The sequence below is a fragment of the Pseudomonas sp. MS01C9 genome (assembly GCF_058202755.1).
The window spans coordinates 4,908,019-4,930,512 of record NZ_CM177073.1 but is presented as its reverse complement, the minus strand read 5'-3'; the positions used below and the strand labels follow the sequence as shown (position 1 = coordinate 4,930,512).

At 61.6% G+C, this 22,494-nt stretch carries 21 protein-coding genes; 8 read left to right on the top strand and 13 right to left on the bottom strand.

The features are described from left to right. Nucleotides 1-121: 121 nt before the first annotated feature. Nucleotides 122-1,417, bottom strand: a complete 1,296-nt coding sequence (locus AC1M7R_RS22480) for a CitMHS family transporter (RefSeq protein ID WP_072394711.1) — start codon at nt 1,415-1,417, stop codon at nt 122-124. A 338-nt stretch (nt 1,418-1,755) separates the two neighbouring features. Here AC1M7R_RS22480 and AC1M7R_RS22475 point away from each other — a divergent pair, with 338 nt between their 5' ends. Further along, nucleotides 1,756-2,961, top strand: coding sequence for a citrate synthase (locus AC1M7R_RS22475; protein WP_072394709.1), 1,206 nt, complete (start codon nt 1,756-1,758; stop codon nt 2,959-2,961). Nucleotides 2,962-3,033: 72 nt separating this feature from the next. On the opposite strand, the gene AC1M7R_RS22470 is transcribed toward AC1M7R_RS22475, so the two are convergent. From AC1M7R_RS22470 to AC1M7R_RS22460, 3 genes are all read right to left on the bottom strand, one after another. Further along, on the bottom strand, nt 3,034-4,404 hold the full coding sequence (locus AC1M7R_RS22470) for an MmgE/PrpD family protein (RefSeq protein ID WP_490609928.1): 1,371 nt from the start codon (nt 4,402-4,404) through the stop codon (nt 3,034-3,036). A 101-nt stretch (nt 4,405-4,505) separates the two neighbouring features. Then, entirely contained in the window at nt 4,506-4,814 is a 309-nt protein-coding gene (locus tag AC1M7R_RS22465; RefSeq protein WP_103894235.1) for a DUF4387 domain-containing protein, read from the bottom strand. Continuing rightward, the gene (locus AC1M7R_RS22460; protein ID WP_231991083.1) at nt 4,807-6,303 is read right to left on the bottom strand and encodes an acyclic terpene utilization AtuA family protein; all 1,497 of its coding nucleotides are present in this window, start codon (nt 6,301-6,303) and stop codon (nt 4,807-4,809) included. Before AC1M7R_RS22460 ends, AC1M7R_RS22465 begins: the two co-directional genes overlap by 8 nt. 68 nt (nt 6,304-6,371) lie before the next feature. Between AC1M7R_RS22460 and AC1M7R_RS22455 the strand changes: the two genes are divergently transcribed. Beyond that, nucleotides 6,372-7,289 carry a LysR substrate-binding domain-containing protein gene (locus tag AC1M7R_RS22455; protein ID WP_490609927.1) on the top strand — a complete coding sequence of 306 codons (918 nt, stop codon included), beginning with the start codon at nt 6,372-6,374 and terminating at the stop codon, nt 7,287-7,289. A 37-nt stretch (nt 7,290-7,326) separates the two neighbouring features. On the opposite strand, the gene leuD is transcribed toward AC1M7R_RS22455, so the two are convergent. The 5 genes from leuD to AC1M7R_RS22430 all read right to left on the bottom strand — a co-directional run bounded on the left by leuD (nt 7,327) and on the right by AC1M7R_RS22430 (nt 11,600). Continuing rightward, nucleotides 7,327-7,935: a 3-isopropylmalate dehydratase small subunit gene (gene leuD / locus AC1M7R_RS22450; RefSeq protein WP_072394694.1), complete on the bottom strand. Its 609-nt coding sequence runs from the start codon at nt 7,933-7,935 to the stop codon at nt 7,327-7,329. A gap of 3 nt (nt 7,936-7,938) precedes the next feature. Then, nucleotides 7,939-9,360, bottom strand: coding sequence for a 3-isopropylmalate dehydratase large subunit (leuC, locus tag AC1M7R_RS22445; protein WP_490609926.1), 1,422 nt, complete (start codon nt 9,358-9,360; stop codon nt 7,939-7,941). A gap of 269 nt (nt 9,361-9,629) precedes the next feature. Beyond that, a complete protein-coding gene (locus AC1M7R_RS22440) occupies nt 9,630-10,469 on the bottom strand; it encodes an oxidoreductase (RefSeq protein ID WP_072394688.1) in 840 nt (279 codons plus the stop codon). A 29-nt stretch (nt 10,470-10,498) separates the two neighbouring features. After that, on the bottom strand, nt 10,499-10,807 hold the full coding sequence (locus AC1M7R_RS22435) for a putative quinol monooxygenase (RefSeq protein ID WP_053153991.1): 309 nt from the start codon (nt 10,805-10,807) through the stop codon (nt 10,499-10,501). 28 nt (nt 10,808-10,835) lie between these two features. Then, on the bottom strand, nt 10,836-11,600 hold the full coding sequence (locus AC1M7R_RS22430) for an SDR family NAD(P)-dependent oxidoreductase (RefSeq protein ID WP_072394685.1): 765 nt from the start codon (nt 11,598-11,600) through the stop codon (nt 10,836-10,838). 234 nt (nt 11,601-11,834) lie between these two features. Here AC1M7R_RS22430 and AC1M7R_RS22425 point away from each other — a divergent pair, with 234 nt between their 5' ends. From AC1M7R_RS22425 to AC1M7R_RS22415, 3 genes are all read left to right on the top strand, one after another. After that, nucleotides 11,835-12,740 (top strand): LysR family transcriptional regulator, encoded by a 906-nt coding sequence (locus AC1M7R_RS22425; protein WP_053153997.1) that lies wholly within the window; start codon nt 11,835-11,837, stop codon nt 12,738-12,740. Nucleotides 12,741-12,860: 120 nt separating this feature from the next. Then, nucleotides 12,861-13,286, top strand: a complete 426-nt coding sequence (locus tag AC1M7R_RS22420) for a nuclear transport factor 2 family protein (RefSeq protein ID WP_256222677.1) — start codon at nt 12,861-12,863, stop codon at nt 13,284-13,286. Nucleotides 13,287-13,438: 152 nt separating this feature from the next. Beyond that, a complete protein-coding gene (locus tag AC1M7R_RS22415; protein ID WP_053155345.1) occupies nt 13,439-14,308 on the top strand; it encodes a helix-turn-helix domain-containing protein in 870 nt (289 codons plus the stop codon). A 6-nt stretch (nt 14,309-14,314) separates the two neighbouring features. Here the strand turns inward: AC1M7R_RS22415 and AC1M7R_RS22410 are convergent, their stop codons facing one another. From AC1M7R_RS22410 to AC1M7R_RS22400, 3 genes are all read right to left on the bottom strand, one after another. Further along, complete coding sequence (locus tag AC1M7R_RS22410; protein WP_072394682.1) at nt 14,315-14,872, bottom strand: flavin reductase family protein; 558 nt, start codon at nt 14,870-14,872, stop codon at nt 14,315-14,317. 141 nt (nt 14,873-15,013) lie between these two features. After that, nucleotides 15,014-15,937: an NADP-dependent oxidoreductase gene (locus tag AC1M7R_RS22405; RefSeq protein ID WP_490609925.1), complete on the bottom strand. Its 924-nt coding sequence runs from the start codon at nt 15,935-15,937 to the stop codon at nt 15,014-15,016. Between the two features lie 52 nt (nt 15,938-15,989). Beyond that, a complete protein-coding gene (locus AC1M7R_RS22400; RefSeq protein ID WP_082339813.1) occupies nt 15,990-16,433 on the bottom strand; it encodes a DoxX family protein in 444 nt (147 codons plus the stop codon). A gap of 348 nt (nt 16,434-16,781) precedes the next feature. Between AC1M7R_RS22400 and AC1M7R_RS22395 the strand changes: the two genes are divergently transcribed. Next, nucleotides 16,782-17,258, top strand: coding sequence for a DoxX family protein (locus tag AC1M7R_RS22395; protein WP_092179703.1), 477 nt, complete (start codon nt 16,782-16,784; stop codon nt 17,256-17,258). 56 nt (nt 17,259-17,314) lie between these two features. Here the strand turns inward: AC1M7R_RS22395 and AC1M7R_RS22390 are convergent, their stop codons facing one another. Next, entirely contained in the window at nt 17,315-18,220 is a 906-nt protein-coding gene (locus AC1M7R_RS22390) for a cation diffusion facilitator family transporter (RefSeq protein WP_053155351.1), read from the bottom strand. A 275-nt stretch (nt 18,221-18,495) separates the two neighbouring features. Between AC1M7R_RS22390 and AC1M7R_RS22385 the strand changes: the two genes are divergently transcribed. Both AC1M7R_RS22385 and pvrR read left to right on the top strand, forming a co-directional pair. Then, nucleotides 18,496-21,309 carry an ATP-binding protein gene (locus tag AC1M7R_RS22385; RefSeq protein ID WP_053154005.1) on the top strand — a complete coding sequence of 938 codons (2,814 nt, stop codon included), beginning with the start codon at nt 18,496-18,498 and terminating at the stop codon, nt 21,307-21,309. After that, on the top strand, nt 21,306-22,493 hold the full coding sequence (gene pvrR, locus AC1M7R_RS22380) for a response regulator cyclic di-GMP phosphodiesterase PvrR (protein WP_271902092.1): 1,188 nt from the start codon (nt 21,306-21,308) through the stop codon (nt 22,491-22,493). Before AC1M7R_RS22385 ends, pvrR begins: the two co-directional genes overlap by 4 nt. The last annotated feature ends 1 nt before the right edge of the window (nt 22,494 follow it).

Here is a 22,494-nt window from a genome sequence, read left to right as displayed (position 1 = left end):
CACAGCGACGGCGTTAATCGAGTTCATCGACCACCTCATCTATTATTTTTATTGTTGACGTGCGGGCGCGAGCAGCGCCCTTTTAACTTCGGTGCAGCGAACTGTGCAAACTGAAAGTTACTTAGATGATCGCCCGTGTAATGATGGCCGTTACTATCAATACAAGACTGCTGCCGATTGCCCAGAGCAAGCAATATCGTTGCATATCGCCCATATCACGCTTGATGATCCCGCTGATGAGATAAACCGCCGCGACCAGGGGGCTCAGTGCATGAACCGGTTGCCCCAGGACAGAGGCGCGGGCAATGTGCATCGGGGCGATCCCGTATTCGGCGCCGGCCGCCCCCAGTACCGGCAGGATGCCGAAGAAGAACGCGTCATTGGACAGCAGGAAGTTAAGCGGCAAGGCCAATAGCGCAGTCAGGATGCTGAAGTACTGGCCGCCCCCCTCGGGAATCATTTGCACGATTTTCTCGGACATCCCGTCGACCATTCCCGTGCCGGACAAGATGCCGGTAAAGACCCCGGAAGCGAATATCAACGCAATGACCGTCAGCACGCTTTCGGCGTGAGCTGCGATCCGGGCCTTCTGTTCGGCCAGTCGCGGGTAATTGATCAGCAATGCCAGGCAGAAGCCCACCATCATTACCAGCGGCAAGGGGGCCAACCCGGTACCCATGGCGTACATGAGCCCGGCGGTCAATGCCAGATTGATCCAGAACAGCCTGGGCCTTTGTGTCTCGGCCCGGACTTCAGGCAACGGCACCTGATCCAGCGCCGGCCCGGCCTCCTTCTGCGCGGGTGTCCAGCCCAGGCGACGCCGCTCCCTATGGCCGATCCAGAACGCGACCAGGAAGGCATAGGCAAGCCCCACCAGCATGGCGGGCACCAGCCCGAGGAACATTTCCCCTACGTCGACGTGAAGCGCACTGGCGGCACGGGCGACCGGCCCACCCCAGGGAATCAGGTTCACCACGGTATTGGTCAACAGAAGCATCAACGCCAGGATGAGCGGATTCATCCCCAGGCGCAGATACAGAGGCAGGAACGCTGTCGTGACAATCAGAACAGTCGTCGCGCCATCGCCGTCGAACGAAATGACGGCGGCCAGCAAGGCTGTACCCAACACCACTCGAAGCGGATCGTTTCCGACATGACGCAGGATGCGTCGTACAGCGGGCTCGAAGAGCCCGGCGTCGAACATGATCGCGAAATACAGGATGGCGAACATCAACATCAGTGCGGTGGGCGCGACCTGTTTCACCCCATCCATCACCATTGCACCCAGCTGCGGCCCTGCCCCACTCGCCAATCCGAAAGCCACCGGAATCAGTACCAGCGCCGTAACCGCGGAGAGCCGCTTGCTTATGATCAACGCCATAAACGTAACGACCATTGCGAAACCTAGCCAAGCCATGCGTGCACCTTCTTATTTTTATAATGGAGTAGAAATCAATGTGAACAAGCAACTTCTTAACAAAATCTACATAGGCGGGAATACGCTGTAAATCTTGATTTTTTTTGTCAATGTCTGTCGTTTCCGAACTCATCCAAAAGTGCTGGAGGCCTCGTCTGATCAGGGATTGGCCGATCGTCGATCGAATCATCGGACTGTTCATCCGCGACTGCGAATGACCTCGTGAAATGAAAAAACGGATACGGGCACAGGAAAAATGCCGCCGGGATGAACATTGACGAAATCGTCAAATAAACAGTAAATATGAACGCATATTTATCAACCTGAACGAATCCGTCATGCCAGACCAAGAAGACCTATACCTATCGGCGCAAGAGTCGGCAGCCATGCTCAGGGTCAGCCTCCCTACGCTGTACGCCTATGTCAGCCGCAAGAACATCCGCTCCATCAAGATCCCGGGTTCCCCGAAGCGTCGCTATTGGGCCGAAGACATCCAGCGCCTGGTCAAGCACCCGACGGGGGCGAAGCCTTCGGTGAAACGTTCGCCGCCTGCGGACAGCGCCATCACCCTCATCACCGATGATGGGCTTTTCTATCGAGGGCACGACGTCACCGAGCTGGCCGACCACGCAACGGTCGAAGAGGTTGCCGGCCTGATGTGGCAGGTGCCTTCGGCCTTCGGTGCTTCGCTGCCGCGTGTTCCGAAAGACAGCGGCAAGTTGCTGAAAATCTACGAACACCTGTCCGCGCCGGAAAAGGCCATCGCACTGTTTCCGCTGGTACAGCGAGAGAACCCCAAGGCCTTCGATCTTTCCACCGAAAGCTATGCCCGCACCGGCGCGGATGTGGTGAGGTGGTTCGCCGCCCTGGTGGTGGGCGCGACCGAGCCGAGCACGCAGCCGCTGCATGAATTCATCACCCAGGCTTGCGGTGTCCGGCCGGCACTCGCCGACCTGATTCGGCGCCTGCTGATTCTCAGCATCGATCACGAGCTGGACCACACCACCCATAGCGTTCGCGTCGCCGCCACGACAGGCGCCACGCCCTACTACGCCGTGATCGCGGGACTCGCGGCAGCCAGGGGCCACAAGATCGCGTATGGCAGGAATGAAGCGGCCAGCAGGATGATCGAGGAGATCTGCACGGCGACGGATCCCACCCAGCCCATTTTGCAACGCTACAGCCAGGACGGACGTATTCCGGGGTTCGGTCCGAATGTGCATTCCATCAACGATCCGCGGGCCAGCAACCTGATGCAGGCGTTGACCGAGGCATTCGCTGGCGACGGCGAGTTCGCCAAATTGCAGAAGGCTTTTTCGGTGGCTGCCGAGCTGGTGGCGTACCCACCGGAGTTCATTCTCCTGGTGAGCTTCATCGGCAGGAAGTTTGGGTTGCATGGGCAGGAAATCGCACTGGCAGGGGTCGGTCGGTTGATTGGCTGGATTGCCCATGCCAGCGAGCAATACAACCAACACCTCGATGCCCGCCCCCGCGCGCGGTACACCGGGACCCTGCCAGGAACCTCCCGACAGGGCCACGCCTGATCCCTGCATCCCGGCGAGGGCTCCCTGCCTGCCGGGCCTGTAGTTGCGTAAGGTTTGACGTACCGCCCGGAACTATCGGGCCATCGCCGCAAACAAGTCCTCGAACCGCGCCTGATGCTCAAGCCCGGCCACGAAATCCAATACCGTCGCCTGTGCCGATGCCTCGATATGGGGGGCTGCCATGCGCCTGAATTTGCGTTCGAAGTCGTGATCGGTCATGGGCGTCTCCACGGAGCCGGGCCCGGTGATCATCTCGCTGACGACGGTCTCGCCCGACCTCAGTGTGACGACGAGACGGTTGGCCAGATGCCGGGGAAACAGCGCCGTAAGCCCGGGATCTTCCACCACGATGATCTTGTCCATCAGGCCGATCACCGCTGGGTCATGGATCTTCTGCTCGGCATAGGAGCCGATGGTGATGTCGCCATCCATCAATGCCCGGGCGACGTTGTAGGGCAAGCTATGGTCGGCGGTCTCCCGGGTCCTGGGCAGCCACTTTTCCGGGGTATCGGCCAGCACCCGGCGGTTGAATTCCGAGGTTTCGATGGTGATGGCGGCAATCTCTTCAAGACCGGCGATACGCTTGCGTATATCGAGCGCCGCCCAGACGGCGGTATGCAGTTCACCGTTGGTTGGAAATGTCTTGGTCAGCGAGCGCCGTATGGCGTAGTCGCCGTTTTCAGGCGAACCGAAACGATCCATGTCCAGCTCGAACGGCCCGCAAACCAGCTTGAAAAAGCCCATGTCGCCTTCAAAGACCGGCGACGGCCCGGTCATGCCATGGCGCGCCAGTTGAGCGGCAAAAATGGCGTTGCGTGACGCGTTGGCCGCCGAGCAGCCTTTCCAGTCCGATAATGTGCCGCTGCGGACCTGGCGCATAGCCAAATGGCCGCTCAGCGCGATATTGATCGCCTGTTCAGTCTGGTCCACGTCCAGCCTCATCAGGCTGGAGGCCGCAGCAGCCATGGCGACGTTGATGTAATTGACGTGGTCCCAGCCGCGCTTGTTCAGGCTGGCCGCATCCTGCAGCCGCATCTGGATTTCATACGCCAGCACGATGGCCGATATCAACCGGGCCCCACCCGCCCCCTCGGCTTGCGCCACGGCCAGGCAGGCCGGGATGTTGTCGCTGGGATGCCCGGGCTCCAGGCCCATGTATCCGTCGTTGTAATCCAGAAAGCGCACCATGGCGCCGTTCACGAACCCGGCGATTTCGGCCGTTGTCCGCAGGCTTGTGCCAAACACGCTGGAGGTCCCGCCGCGATGACACTCGGCATAACGGATGGCGGCATTGATGGGCGGCGCTCCATAGGCGCCCAGTACGCATGCCAGGCTGTCGATGAAACGCTGGCGCACAATCGCGACGATGGTGTCGGGCAGGCGCTGTTGCGCAAACCCATGGGCGTAGCGCGCCAGTCGCCGGGCAATGGTCGAGTCTTGCATATTCACCTCTTGTTCCAGTTCGAGCGCTCGGTTTCCAGGCTCTGTACGAGACGTCGCGCCGACTTTTCTCGTACAAGCCTGGCGATCGATGACGGACGATTTCAGTCCATCACGACGTCGAGCAACCGCACGTACTGCTGACCCGCATGCATGTCACGCTCGACCATTCCGCCTTGCGGCGTAGCACGGGGGAAGGAGATCTTGACCATTTCCAGATTGGGCACCGGGATGTATTTCACCCGTTCGGGATCGGTGCCATATAGCAGGGCAAACTGCTCCGGCGAGAGCGCGTCGCTACGGGAATAACGTTCAAAGTTCTCCCGGCCATTGAAGAAGATATCGAAGGTAATCCAGAACGGTCCGGCTTGTTTCGATCGAACATGACGGCAGACATCGCGCAACTTAACCACGATTCAACTCCTTCGCAGCTGGCGCCGCCTCGGAAAGGTCAATCCACTTGATACGTACCAGCTCCATTGGGTCCTCAAGCTGCACGACGTGATTGAGCTTGAATTCAAAAATCCGGCCGCGAGGGATATCCGCGGGCGTGAACGCGAATCCATAGGAAGGCAGTTCCTTGCCCATGACACTTGGATAATGAAAAAAGTACGGATTGCAGGCCTGCGCGATGGTATCTGCAAGTTGCTGGGTTGCAGCCGTGGCCACGAATAACATGCCGATCTCGGGAGGTGGCAAGGTTCCCGCGGGCGGCTTCATCCCGGTGACCGCATTCCAACCGTACATGCGCAGGGATATATGAAACTCACCCAACTCGTCGGCGGGAATGGACTGGCGGGTACGGGCATAGAGCGCTTCGAGCAGGCGATCGTGGAAACCATCGATGTCCTTGAGTACGTCCGGGTCCTGGATACCCACCAGCATGATGGTCTGATAGGCACCCGCGGCGGCGCCTTCCAGCTTCATGGTGTAGGGCATCGGCTCCCAGCGCGATCCTTCGACCCTGACGGCGCGTCCGTTCAGATCGGCATAACGTGCGTCTGCGACATTCAGGATGCCCCCCGGCTCCAGCAAGCGAAACGGATCGCTGTTTTCGTAGAGCATATGCGCGGAGACACTGTGGGGTGTGCACAGATTGTCCTGGCTGAGGGGTTCCACATTGAACCCGTCGGCATCCACGCTCAGCAGTATCCCGGAGCCCAGCGTCGGATTGACGGCGCACTGCACGCCACATTCGCCTGTCTTGCCGGCATGCCAGGACGGCCCCCAGGGCGCACCCTTCCAGATCGGATAGCAGGCAATGACGGCGGTGTCGGTGGATCGGCCGGCCAGTATGATGTCCGCGCCGCCATCAAGCGCCGCGAGGAACGGCTCGACCCCCAACGCGGCGACAATGTGCTCGCAGGCATCGACCGTTGCATCCTCCAGTTCACCGTGTGGCGCAAGAGGCTTGATCCGCCCTTGGGCATTCAGTCGCTTGATGGTGTCTTTCTCTTGCTCACAATAGATAAGAGCAACTTTCGGTGTCACCCCGAGTTCACCGGCAACTTCAATGACGATATCCCGCGTCCAGTTCAGATTGAGATCGCCACCGGCTTGCCCGGAAGTACCGATAATAATCGGCACGCCAGAGGATGCCTGGGCTTTCATCAATATACTCAGGTCGCGTTTTACCGAACCGCGATTATTCTTTGATTTGCCAAGTGCAAGATAAGCTGCGCCACTGTCGGTCGACCCCGCATCCGAAGCAATGACTTGCGCACCGGCCGCCAGCCCATAGGCAATTTCTTCTTCGCGCACACCTGCCCCCAAAGAACCACAGGGAACAATGACTTTTACGCAACCTTCGAATAGCCGCCCCATAGAAGCCTCTTTTGTATTTATTTGTGGGCCGATCATAAAGCCTGGAATCAGGCTGACAAGTGGACAGTTTTTATCCATATATCTTTACTGGTAAGTTGGGCATTCTTATTGTTCACAGCAAAGATCAATGACCGGTCATGAGGCATATGAGCATCAATCGCGAGCGTTCCTTACTGCCCGAAGACCTGCGTGTCTTCCTCACCGTTATCCGCAAGAACGGCTTCGGCCACGCGGCGCAGGAACTGGGTTATTCGCCTGCGTATGTGAGCAAGCGGATGGCGGTCCTGGAGACGACACTGGGGACCAGGCTGTTGCATCGCACGACCCGCCGGGTCGCGTTGACCGACGAAGGCGAACGTGTCCGCATCTGGGCCACGCGGTTTCTGGGGGACATGGAGGATTTCATCAGCGAGCTGACCGACGCCCGGCAGCAATTGCAGGGAAGCTTGCACATCTGCAGCTCCTTCGGCTTTGGCCGCAACCATGTCGCCCCTGCGATCCCCGCCCTTTCGCGAATGTACCCGCGCATGGAGATCCGCCTCGACGTGTTCGATCGCCTGGTGGACATCGTCAATGAAGGCTTCGACATGGAAATCAGCGTAGGCGACAACCTGCCCGACCAGCTCCTGCATAAAAAACTGGCCAGTCATCGCAGGGTGCTCTGTGCCGCCCCCGACTACCTCCAGCGCCGCGGTGTCCCGACGTCTCTGGATGACCTGGCCGGGCACGACTGCCTGGTGCTCAAGGAACGTAACAACCCCTTCGGCATCTGGAACCTGACGAAGGATGGCGTCGAAACATCGATCCGGGTCAGCGGGCCACTTTCATCGAACAATGGCGAGATCGTGTCGCACTGGGCCTTGAGTGGCGCAGGCATCATCCTGCGGTCGCTGTGGGACGTGAAACCCATGCTGGAGAGCGGGCAACTGGTGCAGGTGCTGCCCGACCATTTCCAGAGCGCCAATGTCTGGGCCACCTACCCGACACGGCTAAGCCAGTCGGCGAAGCTGAGGGTCTGCATCGAGTTCTTCGAGGCGCATTTCGACGATCTATCCCTGGTTTGAGCATCCGGCAGTCGCCGCCCGATGCCCGTGAAAAGACTCAGCCCAGCCAGGGATGGGCGGCGTGATACCGCGCTTCGAAATCCCGGATCTGCACCGCTCGCCGCAAGGTACTGCCGATGGCATCCAGGCCCAGCAGCAAGGCCTGTTTGCGCAGTTCGTCGATGGCGAAGCCGATACTCGACCCGTCGCTCAATCGAATCTGCTGGTTGGGCAAGTCGACGGTAAGCGTGGCGCTCGCCCCGTCGCTCACGACCCGCCCCAGCGCCTGCAACTGCGTTTGGCAGAGCTGTATCACGAGCACGCCATTGCGCAGGCAGTTGTCGTGGAAGATACCCGCGAAGCTCGTACCGATCAGGGCACGGATCCCCAGTTGCCTGAGCCCCCATACCGCATGCTCACGACTTGAACCACACCCGAAGTTGGGCCCGGTCACCAGGAAACGGGCACCGCTCCAGGCAGGCCGGTTGAGGACGAAGTCTGGATTGGGCTCGCCGGATTCCAGGAAACGCAGGTCGAAGAACACGCCTTTATCCAGTCCATTGCGGTCGATGCCCTTGAGGAACTGTTTGGGCATGATCACGTCGGTATCGACGTTAGAGGCAAGGATGGGTGCGGCCTTTCCGGTCACGCTGTCAAAGGGTTGCATGGTTCAGGCCTCCTCGGTCAACAGGCGTACGTCCGTCAGGCGGCCCCGGATAGCCGCGGCGGCGACCATCGCAGGACTCATGAGGTGAGTGCGAGCACCCGCTCCCTGGCGCCCCTCGAAATTGCGATTGGTACTGGATGCGCAGCGATCCCCCGGAGCGAGGACGTCATCGTTCATCGCAAGGCACATGGAGCACCCGGACTGACGCCACTCGAAACCGGCATCGAGGAAGACCCTGGCCAACCCTTCCCGCTCCGCCTGGGCACGCACCTGCGTCGAGCCGGGAACGATCATCGCTCGTACCGTCGCAGCGACTTTCCGGCCTTTCACCACGCGAGCGACGTCGCGCAAGTCTTCAATGCGCGCATTGGTGCACGAGCCGATGAACGCATGGCTGATCGTCACGTCACTCAACGCCATGCCCGGCTCCAGGCCCATGTAGGCCAGGGCGCGCTGCATGCCCTGGCGCAGGATCGGATCGGCGACGGCCTTGGGGTCTGGCACGGTCCCACCCACGGGCAACGCCTGGTCCGGACTGGTTCCCCAGGTCACCATCGGCTCCAGGGCGCTGACGTCCAACCGGACTTCATTGTCGAACACCGCGCCTTCATCGGTGAACAGTTCGCGCCACTTCTCTAGAGCGGCCTCCCACAGCTCACCCTGAGGGACACGTGGCCTGCCCTTGAGATAGGCATGGACCTTCTCGTCGGGCGCCATGAATGCGCCCCTTGCCCCGGCCTCTACGGCCATGTTGCAGATGGTCATCCGCGCTTCCACGCTCAAGGCATCGATGACAGGGCCGGCGAACTCGATGGCGTAACCGGTGGCTCCCGCCGCACCGACTTTCTCGATCAGGGCCATGATGACATCCTTCGCGGTAACGCCCGCCCTCAACCGCCCGGTGACCATGACACGCAGGGTCTTGAGCCGCTTGTAGACCAGCGTCTGCGTCGCCAGAAGATGTTCGATCTCGGAAGTGCCGATACCGAAGCCGAAGGCCCCCAGGGCCCCGTAGGTGGTGGTATGGCTGTCGCCAGCGGCCACCACCATCCCCGGCAGGATGAAGCCCTGTTCCGGCGCCACCACATGCTCGATGCCCTGGCGTTTATCCAGCACGTCGAACAGCTCGATGCCGAAGTCGCGGCAGTTCTTTTCGAAATAGGAGACCTGCAAGGCACCGCCCGAATCGGGCATGGTGGCGATACGATCGGGGGCGGTCGGATTGACATGGTCGACCACCGCCAGCGTCGCACCCGGACGCCACACACTGCGCCCGGCGTCACGAAGCCCGCTGAAGGCTTGCGGGCTTGTGTACTCGTTGGCCACTTGCCGGTCGACGTAGAGCAAGACATGCCCCTCATCGTCCAGGGTACAGACGGTATGGCTGTCGATATGTTTCTGATAAAGCGTGCGAGGGCCGGTCATGGTGGTGGGCTCTTCTGTCATGCGGGATCGGAGTTGATCCCCAGCATAGGCCCAATGAAATCCCCATCAATGGCCTCGCAGTAATGGTGCGGAACACGATTCGTGAATAATGGGCCGCGTCGATCTCGGAGCCGGCATGCCCACTCAGCCTGTTCTACTGGAGCGGTAACGGATTGACCCCCATGCTTAGCCCCGTCCGTCCCTGGCGGGGCTTGAGCAACACATACTCGCTTTGGGTAGATTGCACCCGTGCACATTGCGGGCCGTATTCAAGCTTCAGGCAAAGGAAAGTCAGCCCCACGGGAAACGCGTTCCCAAGTGCGAAACTCGGTCTGCATGGCCGAGAGTTTACCCATTGCGACATCAACGGCCCGGTTCCCCAGCAACAGACGCTGGGGGGGCTGCGCCGCGGTGACCGCCGAGTAGATCGCCGCAGCCGCGCGAGCCGGGTCGCCTTCCTGCCGGCCTATGGAAGCGTCATAGGCGCGACGCGCCTGCCCGGCGGTGGCATCGTAATCGGCGATGGACTCGCTGACCTGGGTGGCCGAACCGGCCCATTCGGTGCGAAACGCACTGGGCTCGACCGTCATGACACCGATACCCAACGGCTCGACCTCGGCACGCAAGGTTTCCGACAACCCCTCCAGTGCGAACTTGCTCGCGCAGTAATAACCCACTGCTGGAAAGCCGGCCAGGCCCCCGATGGAGGTCAGGTTTACAATCATGCCTCGGCCTCGCTGGCGCATGCCGGGAAGTACGGCGTGGATCATGTTGGCGGAGCCAAAGAAATTGACCTCGAACAGCCGCCGCGCCGACTGCGGGTCAGTCTCCTCGACGGCGGCGAAATAGCCGATGCCGGCGTTGTTGACCAGCACATCCACCGATCCGAACAGGCGCTCGGCTTGCGCCACGACGGCCTTGGCCTGCTCGGCATCGGTGACATCCAGCGGCAGTATCAGGGCCTCGCCAAGGTCGGCAAGATCCCGTACCTGCTCGGCGTTGCGAGCGGTGACGATCACACGCTCGCCGCGTTCCAGCAGATGAGTTGCGATGAATCGGCCGAAACCGGTGGAACAACCGGTCACCAGCCACGAGTGCTGCTTGCTCATGGTCCGTATCTCCTGTGAATGGTCGGGTTTCAGGATCCAGCCGGATCGGGCTGCTGCCCGAAGGCGCGGATCTCGGGGGCCTCGCTGCAGAGCGAGTCGAGCTCTTTCATGAAGGCCTTCACATAGGGCGTCTGCATATGGCCGTCGAAGTCGGCGGGCGAGCGCCAGTCTTCGTAGACGAACCAGCGCTCGGCGGAATCGGCGGCCCGGTAGATCTCGTAACGAACGCAGCCAGGTTCCTGCCGGGTGGGGCCGACCAACGCCAGGAGGCGTTGGCCCAGCACCTCGCCCTGCCCAGGCCGAGCGTTGAAGAAAGCCACATTGGTCAACATGCTCATGATGTTCTCCTGTATGACAGTGGATCGATCAACCCGCGGTGACGGTCATGCCGCCGTCGGCCATGACCACCGAACCGACGATGAAACTTGCGCGGTCCGAGGCGAGAAAAGCGACGACTTCAGCGATTTCCTCTGGCTGCGCGGCACGACCGATGGGCGCGGCCTCGCCATGCTGGGCCAGGAAACCCGGGCCGTCTTCGACCACGTCGTTGAGGATGTTGGTCACCACGTCGCCGACGCCCACCGCGTTGACACGAATGCCATGCTCGATCGCTTCCAGGGCCAGGGTGCGGGTCAGCTGGGCCAAGGCACCTTTCGAGGCGGTATAGGCGGCAATGGTCGGGAAGGCGAAATAGGAGGCATAGGACGCGATGTTGACGATGGCGCCGGCCTTGTTGGGCATCATTGCCTTGACCGCTTCGCGGCAATGCAGGAAGGCCGCAGTGGCGTTGACCGCCTGGATGCGCTCCCAGTCTTCACGGGTCATGTCGATGACCAGTTTGTTGATGATGATCCCGGCGTTATTGACCAGGATGTCCAGCCGGCCGAACTGCTCGACGGCCAGCCCGACCGCGCGCTCGGCCGCGCCATCTTCGGTAATGTCGGCCACCAGCGGCACCAGTCCGGGACGGGCCAGCGCCTCGACGGCGGGGTTTCGGTCCTCGGCGACGACCTTGGCGCCACGGGCATGCAGCAGTAACGCGATAGCCTTGCCGATGCCGCTGGCGGCACCGGTGACCAGCGCGACCTTGCCTTCGACTTCGTTGGGAAAATGCTGCTTGATATCGCTCATGATTGCTCTCCTGCGTTGCGAGCCGAGGAGACATTCATCGGCTCGGCGCCTGTGAGGCGCTGTCGTTATCGACGGCTTCACTGTCTCGCAACGGGCCGATCCAGGCTTTTGCAGGCTTGCCGAGGCTGTCGGGATCTTGCGCCGAGGTGAACGACGCAGCCTCGCGGCCATCGATGGCAGTGGCTTGTCGGAAAAATCCGGATAACATTCAAGAAAACGTTCGAGCGATTAGAAATGATTTCAGACCCAGGCACGCCAACCCTCGACCAGCTTCGGGTATTCCTGACCGTGGTGGACGTCGGCAGCTTCGCCGGTGCCGCCCGCAAGCTGCATCGGGCCACGTCGGTGGTGAGCTACTCCATCGCCAACCTGGAAATGCAGCTCGGCGTAAGCCTGTTCGACCGCAAGACCACCCGCAAACCCCAGTTGACCGATGCCGGGCGCACGGTACTGGCCGAGGCGCGCACCATCTACAACGGTATCGACGGCCTGCGGGCCAAGGTGCGTGGATTGCTCCATGGGCTGGAAGCCGAGGTGCATCTGGTCCTCGATGTGATGCTGCCCAGCGAGCGCGTGGTGGACGCGCTCAAGGCGTTTCGCGAGCGCTTCCCGACCGTGTCGCTGCACTTGCACGTCGAGGCCTTGGGCGCGGTGACGCAACGGGTGCTGGACCGGACGGCCACGTTGGGCGTGAGCGGCCCCTTGACCCATAACCTCGACGGCATCGAACGCATCGGCGTGGGCAAGGTGGCTTTGATTCCGGTCGCCGCTCCCGACCATCCCTTGGCCCAATCGGCCCCCCATGCGCCGGGTGCCGGGCGCGCCCATGTGCAATTGGTCCTCACCGACCGCTCCAGCCTGACCAAGGACCAGGAGTTCGCGGTCATCGGCACCCGCACCTGGCGACTGGCCGACCTGGGGGCCAAGCACACGCTGCTGCGCGAAGGCATCGGCTGGGGCAACATGCCCATCGACAGGGTGAGCGACGACCTGGCCAGCGGCCGGCTGGTGCACCTCGACCTGCCCGACTGCCAAGGCGGCGATTATGGCTTTGACGTCGTCTACCGCACCGACATGCCCCCGGGCCCCGCGGCCAGCTGGCTGATCGAGCGCTTCAAGGCACAGGCGACCGATCTCTGATCGTTCGAGAAAATCGAACCTGAACGTCGAAAGCAACTGGCTTTTCATGACGGTGGTGCCGTGAGACAAATGCTCCAGGCCTGCCGTCCGGCACGCCCCGCCTTCGCCTTGAGACGAGTGATGACCATGATGACTGCCGAGCGGCTGCTGCACCTGCATTTCGAGTTGTTTGTGGATGACCATGAGCGCTGGAAGAACCTGATCGCCGATGACCTGGTATGGGAGCTGCCGTTTGCCCCTGCCCTCGGCCATCCGGCGCGGCTCGAGGGGCGCGATCAGGTATTGGGCCATGTCGGCTGGTTCGTCGGCGCGGTGCAGGACTTTCTCTTTTACGACCTTCGTATCCAACCGAGTACGAACCCTCTGGAGGCCGTCGCGCAAGTCAAGGCCAAGGGAACGATCAAGCACACCGGACGCCTTTATGAACAGGATTACGTGCTGTTCGTACGGGTGGAAAACGGCAAGCTGGCGTTCATCCGCGAATACTTCGACCCTGTACGGGCCGCCCTCGCCCTCGACGCCCCCATACCGGCCCTGGCGAACTGAGTCGACGGACACTCTTGCTCCGGCAGGCCATTGCTGCGTTACCCTATCGGTGCCGCCCTTGTCCGAGAGTGTCGCCCATGGAGCCTTTTGTGCACCCGCCTGAAGATACCGACCTGGCCGCCAGCGATGCCCAGCGCATCATGGCCGAGTCCATGCCGCAACATTTGCCGGGAACGGCGCAGGCACTGCCATCGCACCCGGCCATGCAGGATGTGGTGGTGCAGCTGTTCAGCCATCACAGCATCGTCGAGCCGATACTGGTGCCCGCCGTTGTGGAGCCGCTGCTGGTGTGGGTACTGGCGGGGCGGGCCAGGGTCGAGGAGCGCGCGCTCGGCGGCGCGTGGGAAGCCGCCCTCGTGGAGGCCGGCGACTTCTTCCTCACCAATACCCGCGATCCCTATGAAATGCGCTGGCAGACAGTGGAATGCGACACCTTCGAAGTGATGCACCTGTACCTGGGCCTGTCGCTGATCGATCAGGCTGCCCGCGATGTCCTGGGGGACCATCCCGATCCGGTGAGTTTCCTGGACATCTCCGGGGCCCGGGATGAGCGGGTGGACTTCATCCTCGATCAGTTGCGCATCGAACTCACCGAGCAACGCCAGCCCAGCCCGTTGTTCGTCCACAGCCTGGCCCAGGCCCTGGCCGTGCACCTGATCCGTCGATACCGCGATCCGCACGGCGACAACCGACGCAGCGGCGCCTTGCAAGCTTACAAGTTGCGTCGCGTCCTGGCGGTCATGAACGAGGGCCTGGCCGAAGACTTCAACCTCGCGCAACTGGCCCGGATCGCCGAATTGAGCGAGTACCACTTCAGCCGGGTCTTCAAGCGCGCGACGGGACTGTCGCCCTCGCAGTACTTCATCCGCCTGCGGATGAGTCGGGCCCGGCAACTGCTGCTCGAAACCGATCGCAGCATCATCGATATCGGGCTGGAGGTGGGCTATTGCAGCCCAAGCCATTTCTCCCAGGTCTTCCGGCGCGAGGTGGGGGTCACGCCCAGCACTTACCGCCAGGCATGAGCGGCCCTACAGGTTCTGCGGCTTGAAGCGCTCGCTCAGGTCGAGCATCGGGCCCGCTACGCGAAAACGACCCTGCCCATGGTAATGCAAGGTGGCCGGCTCGCTCACCGTGGCAGCGACGTGCCCCTTCACCACTTCCCAGATGAACAGACCGTACTCGTCGATCTGGCGATCATCGGCCAGGCGACATTCGAAACTGGCATAACATTCCTGGATCAACGGCGCCTGTACATGGTGGGCCGGCGCCGCGGTCAGCCCGTACGCCTCGAACTTGTCCAGCGAATGCCCCGAGCTGTTGCCCACCGCGACGACCGCATCGACCATGTCCGCGGTGGGCACGTTGATCACGCATTCGCGGCTGCGGCGGATCAGTTCGTAACTGTGGTTGCCTGCCCAGATGTAACAGCCGAAAAGCGCGGGACTGAATTGCATCATCATGTGCCAACCCATGGTCATGATGTTGGTTTCGCCCCGCCAGCCGGATGTGACCAGCACGATGGGGCCGGTCTCGAGATGACGACGGGTCTCGACCACGGGAAAGTCGGTCTTTTCATAACGCTGCATGGCAATGTCCTCCGATGGAAACCGGAGGCCAGCTTCTCGCACTTGCGAGCGGCGGTCTGTCGGAAGACTGTCGAGGGTGTCGGGAAATTGCGCATGAAAAAACCGGGCGTCTGCCCGGTTCGATTCATTGCCGCCACGGACCTATCGACTGGCGTCGAGTACCAGCTTGCCACGTATGTGCCGCTCCTTGCTCTGGCGCAGCGCGTCCTCGGCCTGGGACAAGGGCAGCACCTGGACCTCGATCACCAGCTCACCGGATTCGAACAACGAGGCAATGTGCTGGAGCTGCGCACCGTCGGAGCGTGTGGCGAAATGCTTGCCGCAGGCCCCGGCGGCTTCGGCCAGGCTGGCGTCGGGCGGGCTCACCGGGGAGACCAATACACCGCCGGGCTTGAGCACCGACCAGGAACGCACCTGGGTATCGCCACCGACCAGATCCAGCACCACATCGACCCGGTCCACGACAGACTCGAACGGAGCCTGGTTGTAATCGATCACCTGCGCGGCACCCAGTGCTTGCAAGTAGTCATGGTTGTACGCCGAGGCGGTGGCGATAACGGTGGCGCCGGCCATACGCGCCATCTGCACCGCCATGCTGCCGACACCGCCCGCCGCGCCGTGGATCAGCATGCGCTGGCCGGCCTTGATCCGTGCATGCTCATGGAGGGCCTGCCAGGCAGTCAACGCGACCGCCGGAACACCACTGGCTTGCAACGCCGTCAGGCGATTGGGCCGATGCGCAAGACGCTCCGCGCTGGCGACCACCTCGGTGGCATACCCGCCAACGATATTGATGAAACCGAACACCTCGTCGCCGACAGCCAGGCCACTGACGTTTTCCCCTACCGCCGCGACGCGACCGGCCACCTCGACGCCTGGCGTATAGGGCAACTGCAGTGGAATGAACGCCTTCATGGCACCGGAAAGGACCTTCCAATCGACCGGGTTCACGCCGCTGCCGGCCACTTCGATCAACACCTCACCCTGGCCTGGAACCGGCGAGGCCACCTCCTCGAACGACAAACCTTCAACCGGGCCGTACTGTGCTACGCGAATCGCTTTCATCTCTCACCTCGTAAAAAAGGAAATGGCGAGCCGGCGGCAGGCCGGCCCAGGGTCAGGCGCGGCGCGCATCCAGGCTGAAGCGGCCGGCGCCAAAGGCAACTACCTGCAACAGGCCACCGGCCATGGCGATGTTCTTGAAGAAGTGGATGAACTGATTCTGGTCGCCAAGCTGGTTATGGAACGCCAGCGCGGTGGCGACGCTGAACAGGGCCAGACCGGCCGCGACCAGGCGTGTGCGGTAGCCCAGAATCAGGGCAACACCGCCGACCACTTCCACCAGGATGGCGATTGCCAGGGCCAGGCTCGGGAACGGTAGGCCGACCGATTCGATATAAGCGACCATGCCCGCCGATGCGCCGATCTTGGAGACGCCGGAGAGCAGGAAGATGGCGCTCAGCAAGATGCGCCCGGCGAATGCAGCGGATGAAGACAACGAGGCGGCAGGGCCGAAAGCGGTGTTGGTGACGGTGCTGGACGATACGTTGGGGTGAGTCATGGTGGTTTCCTCTTGAAGGGCTCACCACCTTGGTGAGCCGCAATGAGGTGAATTCTGCGCGCAACTCACTTACCTAAAAAGCCAGCTAATTTCGATCAAATCGTTCTATTAAATAGAAAAGCCGAGCGTCGGTTGAAGTATTGGAAAATACCCATGAACCGGTTGCCCTTGCGGTTCGTTTCCAGTCGGAGCCGATTGTTCGTCGCCATTGAATTCACCTGGCAACTTCACACGGTTTATCTCCTGCTCCCAAACCAGAACAATGCCCTCCATCCCCGCCAGGCACGCCGCCCCGTCCAGAGCGGAGCCTGTGACTCATCAGCCCCGCAACTGCGCAAGGGACTCCCCATGACCATAGAGAATTCGTCGACGTTGCGCTCCGCCCTGGCCGCCGTGAACCTGCGGGCCGACCGCTTCGAACCTTATCTGTACGCCCTGCTGCGCACGGTATTCGCCATCGTCCTGTTCACCCACGGACTGCCGAAGGCGCTGCGCACGTCCCACGGGTCGATGGCCGATCCCATGGCCGGGTCCATCAACCTCATCCAGAACGTCATGGGCCTGCCCTTCGCTGCGCAGCTCGCGTTTCTGGTCATGCTGTTGGAAACCGTTGGCGCCCTGATGCTGGCGGTGGGGCTTGCCACGAGGCTGGTGGCCCTGCTGATCGCAATCCAGATGCTTGCCATCAGCTATGCGCTCGGACCGACCTGGCCCTGGATAGACCGGGGCATCGAGTTTCCGGTATTGATGGGTTTCCTGGCGCTCTACATCGTTGCGCGTGGTGGCGGCGCGCACTCGGTGGACGCACGCCTGGGGGCCGGCTGAGGTGGCGCGAGCGGGCGTCGCGCTCCCCAGTCAGGCATTTCAAGGGCGGTGTGCAATCATGCGATCCACTTGCGATCACCGGTAAAGCAAATGGTCAGCCACCGCGTCGCGTCGGCCTGACCCAACCTGGCAGAGATCTGCTCACGGATCGCGTCCAGTTGCCCTACGGTTTGCAACCGGTAATCCGCCGGGAGCACGATGTGGATCTCGATAAAGCGCGCCCGCCCGTGCTTCTGGACATAGGACACATAGTCCTCGAAGCCGTGTTCCACCGTGGCCGCGTCCATCACCTGGCGCACCGTATCGTCAAGGTGATCCGGTGCGATACCCAATACATCGCGCAAAGCCGGGCGCAGGATCTTGAAGGCCGGTGCCAGCATGCTCAGCGCCAGCAGGATCAGGATCAACGGGTCGACATACATCGCCCACTGCCCGTAACCCTGGGACTTGAGCAACAGAGCGACCAGGAAACTGACCAGCAGGCCCACCGAAAGCATCGCGTCGACCAGCCAACTGATGTTGTCGAACTGGATGAGCGATGACTTGAGCGTTCGATTGCGGTAGCGAACGTAGAAGAAATAGCCGAACTCGACGACGGTGAACACCGCGGCATAGATGATCACCATGCCCAGCTCGATTTCACGGCCACCGTTGATGATGCCGGACACGCCATTGAGGAAGGCATAGATGGCGATCAGCAGCAGGAAACTGCCTTCGATCAGCAGGACCATGGGCTCCAGATGCCAGAATCCGAACTGGAAGCGGTGGTTGCTTTCCTTGGCGATCAACCTGGCCGTGATCAGCATCAGTACCTTGATGAAGGTAGCGACCAACGAGAAAAAACCATCGAACAGGATGGATTGGGCACCCGTTATGAAACCGGTGCAGATCCCGGCAATCGCCACGGCGAACATCAGGAAAGTGGATTGTTTGAGCAGCGACTGCTCACCTCGGTTACTCACGTAGCTTACCTCTGACAACATTCGAATCGATGCACAGCACGATCGATTTCCGGGCGATAGTCTACTTCATCGCCCTGGCAAGGAGCCTTTGAAGACGCCCACCTTCGGCATTTTAAGAATCGTCCTATGCCGGGCCGACACTCGAATCGAGGGCCGGAGGGCATGGCCGTCGCACGTGTCAGGCCCGCCAGCGCGTGCCCCATGCCAGGCTCCCGAGGCCACGCTTTCGGAATCGTCTGATACCCGTGCGGCTCGCGCCTCGCTAGGTTGGCTGGATGAAATTGAAGAACTACCTTCACCAGATCAACCCCCTCCTCTCCACTCCCAATGCCGCCCGACGCCTGCTGCGCATCTTTGGCGTGGTGCTGCTCGTGGGCATACTCAGTGGTGTCTACAGTTTTCTGCTGCTGACGTTCAATGCCGAGGTATCGCGCAGGCGCAGCCACATGAGCAGCGCCATCGCCGAGGCCCATACGTTCTTCACGACCCGTGGGGCATTGCTGGAGAGCCTGAGCCTGTCGGCCATCCGCAAGCCCGAGGGGGTGAAGCCACAGGTGTCGCCCGAGGAGATCCATCTGCTGCTGGGCAACGCACAAGGCAAGCAATGGAGCATCTGGTTGACCGAGCGGGTCAGGGACTACCTGACCAGCAGACAAGTGAACCTGCTCTATGTCAGCAGCGGCAACGATGTGCGAGTGAAGCGGCTTTACACGGCGACCCCTGCCGTGGGCGATTTTCCCTCGGCGATGCTGGACCGCTTGCAAGCGTTGAAAGGTGACAACAGGGCCTCGGTCAATGAGCTCTGGCTGACCAATCAGTCGAGCAGTCATTCGCAGCTGTACATGTTCATTCGTCTCGATCGGCGCGACCTCGACTCCGGCTGGCTGGGCTTGGAAATGGACGGTCGCGAGGTGTCCCACGCCCTGGACGACAGGAGCGCCGGGCAATTCATGATGTTCAATCCCGACGGCATGCTGGTATTCAGCAACAGCCAGCCGGCGCAACTCAGCCAGAACCTGTTGCAGGTGCAACGGCAGAATTTCTTCGGCTTCGTCGGCGATGCCTGGCTACCCGACCACCTGGTCATGCGCAAGCAGCTCAAGTCCTCCGACTGGCAGCTGGTGTACTCCATCGACTTGCGAGACGTCCTCCTGGCGCTATGGCCCCGCCTCGTGGGTGCCCTGCTGTTCTGCCTGTTCAGCATCAGCCTGGTGTGGATACTGATTCGCCGCCTCGAACATCGCTTCATCGCGCCGACCATCAGCCGCATCCAGGCCCTGGTGGAAAGCGAGCTGTTCAGCAGCGATGTGATCCAGACGGCCCCTGTGGCCCTGTGCGTGCTGCGCCGCGCCAATGGCCAGGTGGTCCTGGAGAACACCCTGTCGCAGCAGTGGCTGGGGCAAAGCGGCGAACGCGAGCGTCTGAGCCCTCGATGGATCTACCGGGCCTTCGACGCCATGGACCCGCAGGTCACCGACTACTTCGAGGCGGCCGACGGACGCCACCTGTACCTGAGTTGCGCCCCCACCCGCTACAAGGGCGAAGACGTGCTGCTTTGCGCGTTCAGCGATATCAGCACCCGCACGCAGATCGAAGAAGCCCTGGAGCAGGCACGACAGCTGGCCGACGCCGCCAATGAAGCCAAGACCCTGTTCCTGGCGACGATGAGCCATGAGATCCGCACCCCGTTGTACGGCGTGCTCGGGACACTGGAATTACTGGCGCGAACCGAACTGGATGCCCAGCAGACCGACTACCTTCGCACCATCGAGAGCTCTTCGGCGACATTGCTGCAATTGATCTGCGATGTCCTGGACGTCTCCAAGATCGAGGCAGGGCAACTGGCCCTGGAGCTCACCGAGTTCAGCGTGCTGGACCTGATTCACGAGGCGACCCAGGGCTATGCGGCCGCAGCCCATGGCAAAGGGCTGGACTTGTATGCCGTCATCGATCCGAAGGTACCTGAGCGGGTCATCGGCGACGTCTCCAGAATCCGTCAGATCCTCTACAATCTGTTGAACAATGCAGTCAAATTCACCGATGCAGGCCGAATCGTACTGCGAGTCAAGCTGGCTGGGCGGGACGGTGAGCGGGTCAGCCTGTTCTGGCAGGTTTCCGACACGGGCAAGGGAATAACCCAGGAAGACCAGTCGCGCATTTTCGAACCCTTCTACCAGACCCGCGGCCACACCAACGTGATCGCCGGTACCGGGTTGGGCCTGCCCATCTGCCAGCGTCTCACGCATCTGATGAATGGCAGTATCCGCGTGGTCAGCGAGCCCGGGCTGGGCAGCAGTTTTTCCCTGACCCTCTCGCTCGAACAGCCCATGGCGCCCGCGCCGGCGAGCAGCGTCCCGCCTCTGCTGCCGAAAGTGGTCTTCGTGGTTTCCCCCATCCGTGAACTGGCCGAGACCATGAGTGGCTGGTTGCGTCGCTGGGGCGCACGTGCGCAACTCGATCGCCCTGCCCCGGGCGCTCCGACCCAGGGAGCCGTGCTGCTCGAGCTGCACCCGGGTTCCTTCGAACAACGCCTGGCCCCGCAATGGACCGGGTCGCTGGTGATGGCGACCGGCGACGGCTATAACGACCCCCAGCAGGCTGCCGACGGCTGGGTGGTGAACATCAATCACCTGAACGCGATCCACCAGGCCGTCAGCCGCGCCCAGGGCCTGTGCGCCATCGAACCGGCGCATGACATCTGGCCGCGGCACCTGAAAAAACTGCATCTGCATATCCTGGTGGTGGAAGACAACGTCATCAACCAGTTGATCCTGCATGACCAATTGCAGGAACTGGGTTGCACGGCGGAACTGGCCGGAAACGGTGAAGAAGCGTTGGCGATGTGGCGCCGGGGTCGGTTCGATGTCGTGCTGAGCGACGTCAACATGCCCCGCATAAACGGCTATGAACTGGCTCGCGAGCTACGCCGCCTTGGCTGCGAAGTACCGATCATCGGCGCTACCGCCAATGCCATGCGCGGCGAAGAAGCACTGTGCCTGGCCGCAGGCATGAACCACTGCCTGGTCAAGCCTTTCACCCTGCAGGCCCTGCATAACCAACTGGCGCCCTACGAAAGAACCCCCTCATGAAACCCATCAGCGTACTGGTCGTCGAAGACCACCCATTCCAGCAGGTGTATCTGCAGAACCTCTTCAGCGAGCTGGGGGATTTCGACCTGCAATTCGCCCAGGAAGGCAGCGCGGCGCTGGATTGCCTTAAAAAGCGTGATTTCGATCTGGTCCTGACCGATCTGTTGATGCCCGGCATGGACGGCATCCAGTTCATCCAGGGACTGGCCGCCTCCGGCGCCCGGCCCGCGCTGGCGATCATGAGTGTGGCGTCCAGACGAATGCTCACGAGCGCAAGCCTGGCCGCCCGTAACCTGGGCGTCAAAGTCATAGGGCTGATATCCAAGCCGGTCAAGCTCGCCGCATTGCGCAATCTCACCGATCAACTGGGCGGCCTGCGCCAGGCTGACCTGCCCCTTCCCGGCCCGCAGATCGACCACCTGGCCATCAGCAATGCACTGGAGAGCGGCGAGTTGCGCGCCTGGTTCCAACCCAAGAAGTCCCTGGCCAACGGGCGGATCGTGGCCGCCGAAGCGTTGGTGCGCTGGGTTCATCCCGAGCATGGGCTTCTGCTGCCCGGGGTTTTCCTGCCGGCACTCAAGGCGTTCGACCTGGAAGAATGCCTGCTCTGGCACATCCTGGAGCAAGCGATCATCGCTCAGAACCAATGGTGCAGCCAGGGCTATGCCATCCCGGTGTCGATCAACCTGCCCACGCATCTGCTCAACAGCCCGGACCTGGCGGACCGGATCCTCGCGTTCGTCCTCGAGCACCAGGGTGTTCCGGCGATGATCTGCTTCGAGTTGATGGAGTGCTCCATGCCCGAAGACATCAGCAACTTCTACGCCGGTGCATGCCGGTTGCGCATGAAGGGGTTTGGCCTTTCCCAGGACGACTTCGGCCAGGGCTACAGCTCGTATATGAACCTGGTCTCGACACCGTTCACCGAGTTGAAGATCGATCGGGCGCTGGTGCATGGCTGTACCACCAATGAAGAACTGACCCAGGCCCTGACCAGCATCGTCGCGCTCGGCCGCCAGCTGGGCCTGACGGTCGTGGCCGAAGGGGTTGAAACGGCGCAGGAGCTGGCGCTATTGCGTAGAATCAACTGCACCCAGGTGCAGGGTTTCCTGATCTCCCATGCCGTGTCGTCCAGCGAGTTCCAGCAATTGCTGACTCAGGATGGGCCGGCCTTGGTCGACTGAC

Bases quoted from the DNA above. Each gene is read 5' to 3' on its own strand.
- AC1M7R_RS22420 (WP_256222677.1), top strand. From the start codon at position 12,861: ATGACCATGATGACTGCCGAGCGGCTGCTGCACCTGCATTTCGAGTTG.
- AC1M7R_RS22405 (WP_490609925.1), bottom strand. From the start codon at position 15,937: ATGAAAGCGATTCGCGTAGCACAGTACGGCCCGGTTGAAGGTTTGTCG.
- leuC (WP_490609926.1), bottom strand. From the start codon at position 9,360: ATGACCGGCCCTCGCACGCTTTATCAGAAACATATCGACAGCCATACC.
- AC1M7R_RS22385 (WP_053154005.1), top strand. From the start codon at position 18,496: ATGAAATTGAAGAACTACCTTCACCAGATCAACCCCCTCCTCTCCACT.
- AC1M7R_RS22475 (WP_072394709.1), top strand. From the start codon at position 1,756: ATGCCAGACCAAGAAGACCTATACCTATCGGCGCAAGAGTCGGCAGCC.
- AC1M7R_RS22415 (WP_053155345.1), top strand. From the start codon at position 13,439: ATGCCGCAACATTTGCCGGGAACGGCGCAGGCACTGCCATCGCACCCG.
- AC1M7R_RS22430 (WP_072394685.1), bottom strand. From the start codon at position 11,600: ATGAGCGATATCAAGCAGCATTTTCCCAACGAAGTCGAAGGCAAGGTC.
- AC1M7R_RS22425 (WP_053153997.1), top strand. From the start codon at position 11,835: ATGATTTCAGACCCAGGCACGCCAACCCTCGACCAGCTTCGGGTATTC.
- AC1M7R_RS22435 (WP_053153991.1), bottom strand. From the start codon at position 10,807: ATGAGCATGTTGACCAATGTGGCTTTCTTCAACGCTCGGCCTGGGCAG.
- AC1M7R_RS22395 (WP_092179703.1), top strand. From the start codon at position 16,782: ATGACCATAGAGAATTCGTCGACGTTGCGCTCCGCCCTGGCCGCCGTG.
- AC1M7R_RS22460 (WP_231991083.1), bottom strand. From the start codon at position 6,303: ATGGATAAAAACTGTCCACTTGTCAGCCTGATTCCAGGCTTTATGATC.
- AC1M7R_RS22410 (WP_072394682.1), bottom strand. From the start codon at position 14,872: ATGCAGCGTTATGAAAAGACCGACTTTCCCGTGGTCGAGACCCGTCGT.
- leuD (WP_072394694.1), bottom strand. From the start codon at position 7,935: ATGCAACCCTTTGACAGCGTGACCGGAAAGGCCGCACCCATCCTTGCC.
- AC1M7R_RS22480 (WP_072394711.1), bottom strand. From the start codon at position 1,417: ATGGCTTGGCTAGGTTTCGCAATGGTCGTTACGTTTATGGCGTTGATC.
- AC1M7R_RS22400 (WP_082339813.1), bottom strand. From the start codon at position 16,433: ATGACTCACCCCAACGTATCGTCCAGCACCGTCACCAACACCGCTTTC.
- AC1M7R_RS22455 (WP_490609927.1), top strand. From the start codon at position 6,372: ATGAGCATCAATCGCGAGCGTTCCTTACTGCCCGAAGACCTGCGTGTC.
- pvrR (WP_271902092.1), top strand. From the start codon at position 21,306: ATGAAACCCATCAGCGTACTGGTCGTCGAAGACCACCCATTCCAGCAG.
- AC1M7R_RS22470 (WP_490609928.1), bottom strand. From the start codon at position 4,404: ATGCAAGACTCGACCATTGCCCGGCGACTGGCGCGCTACGCCCATGGG.
- AC1M7R_RS22440 (WP_072394688.1), bottom strand. From the start codon at position 10,469: ATGAGCAAGCAGCACTCGTGGCTGGTGACCGGTTGTTCCACCGGTTTC.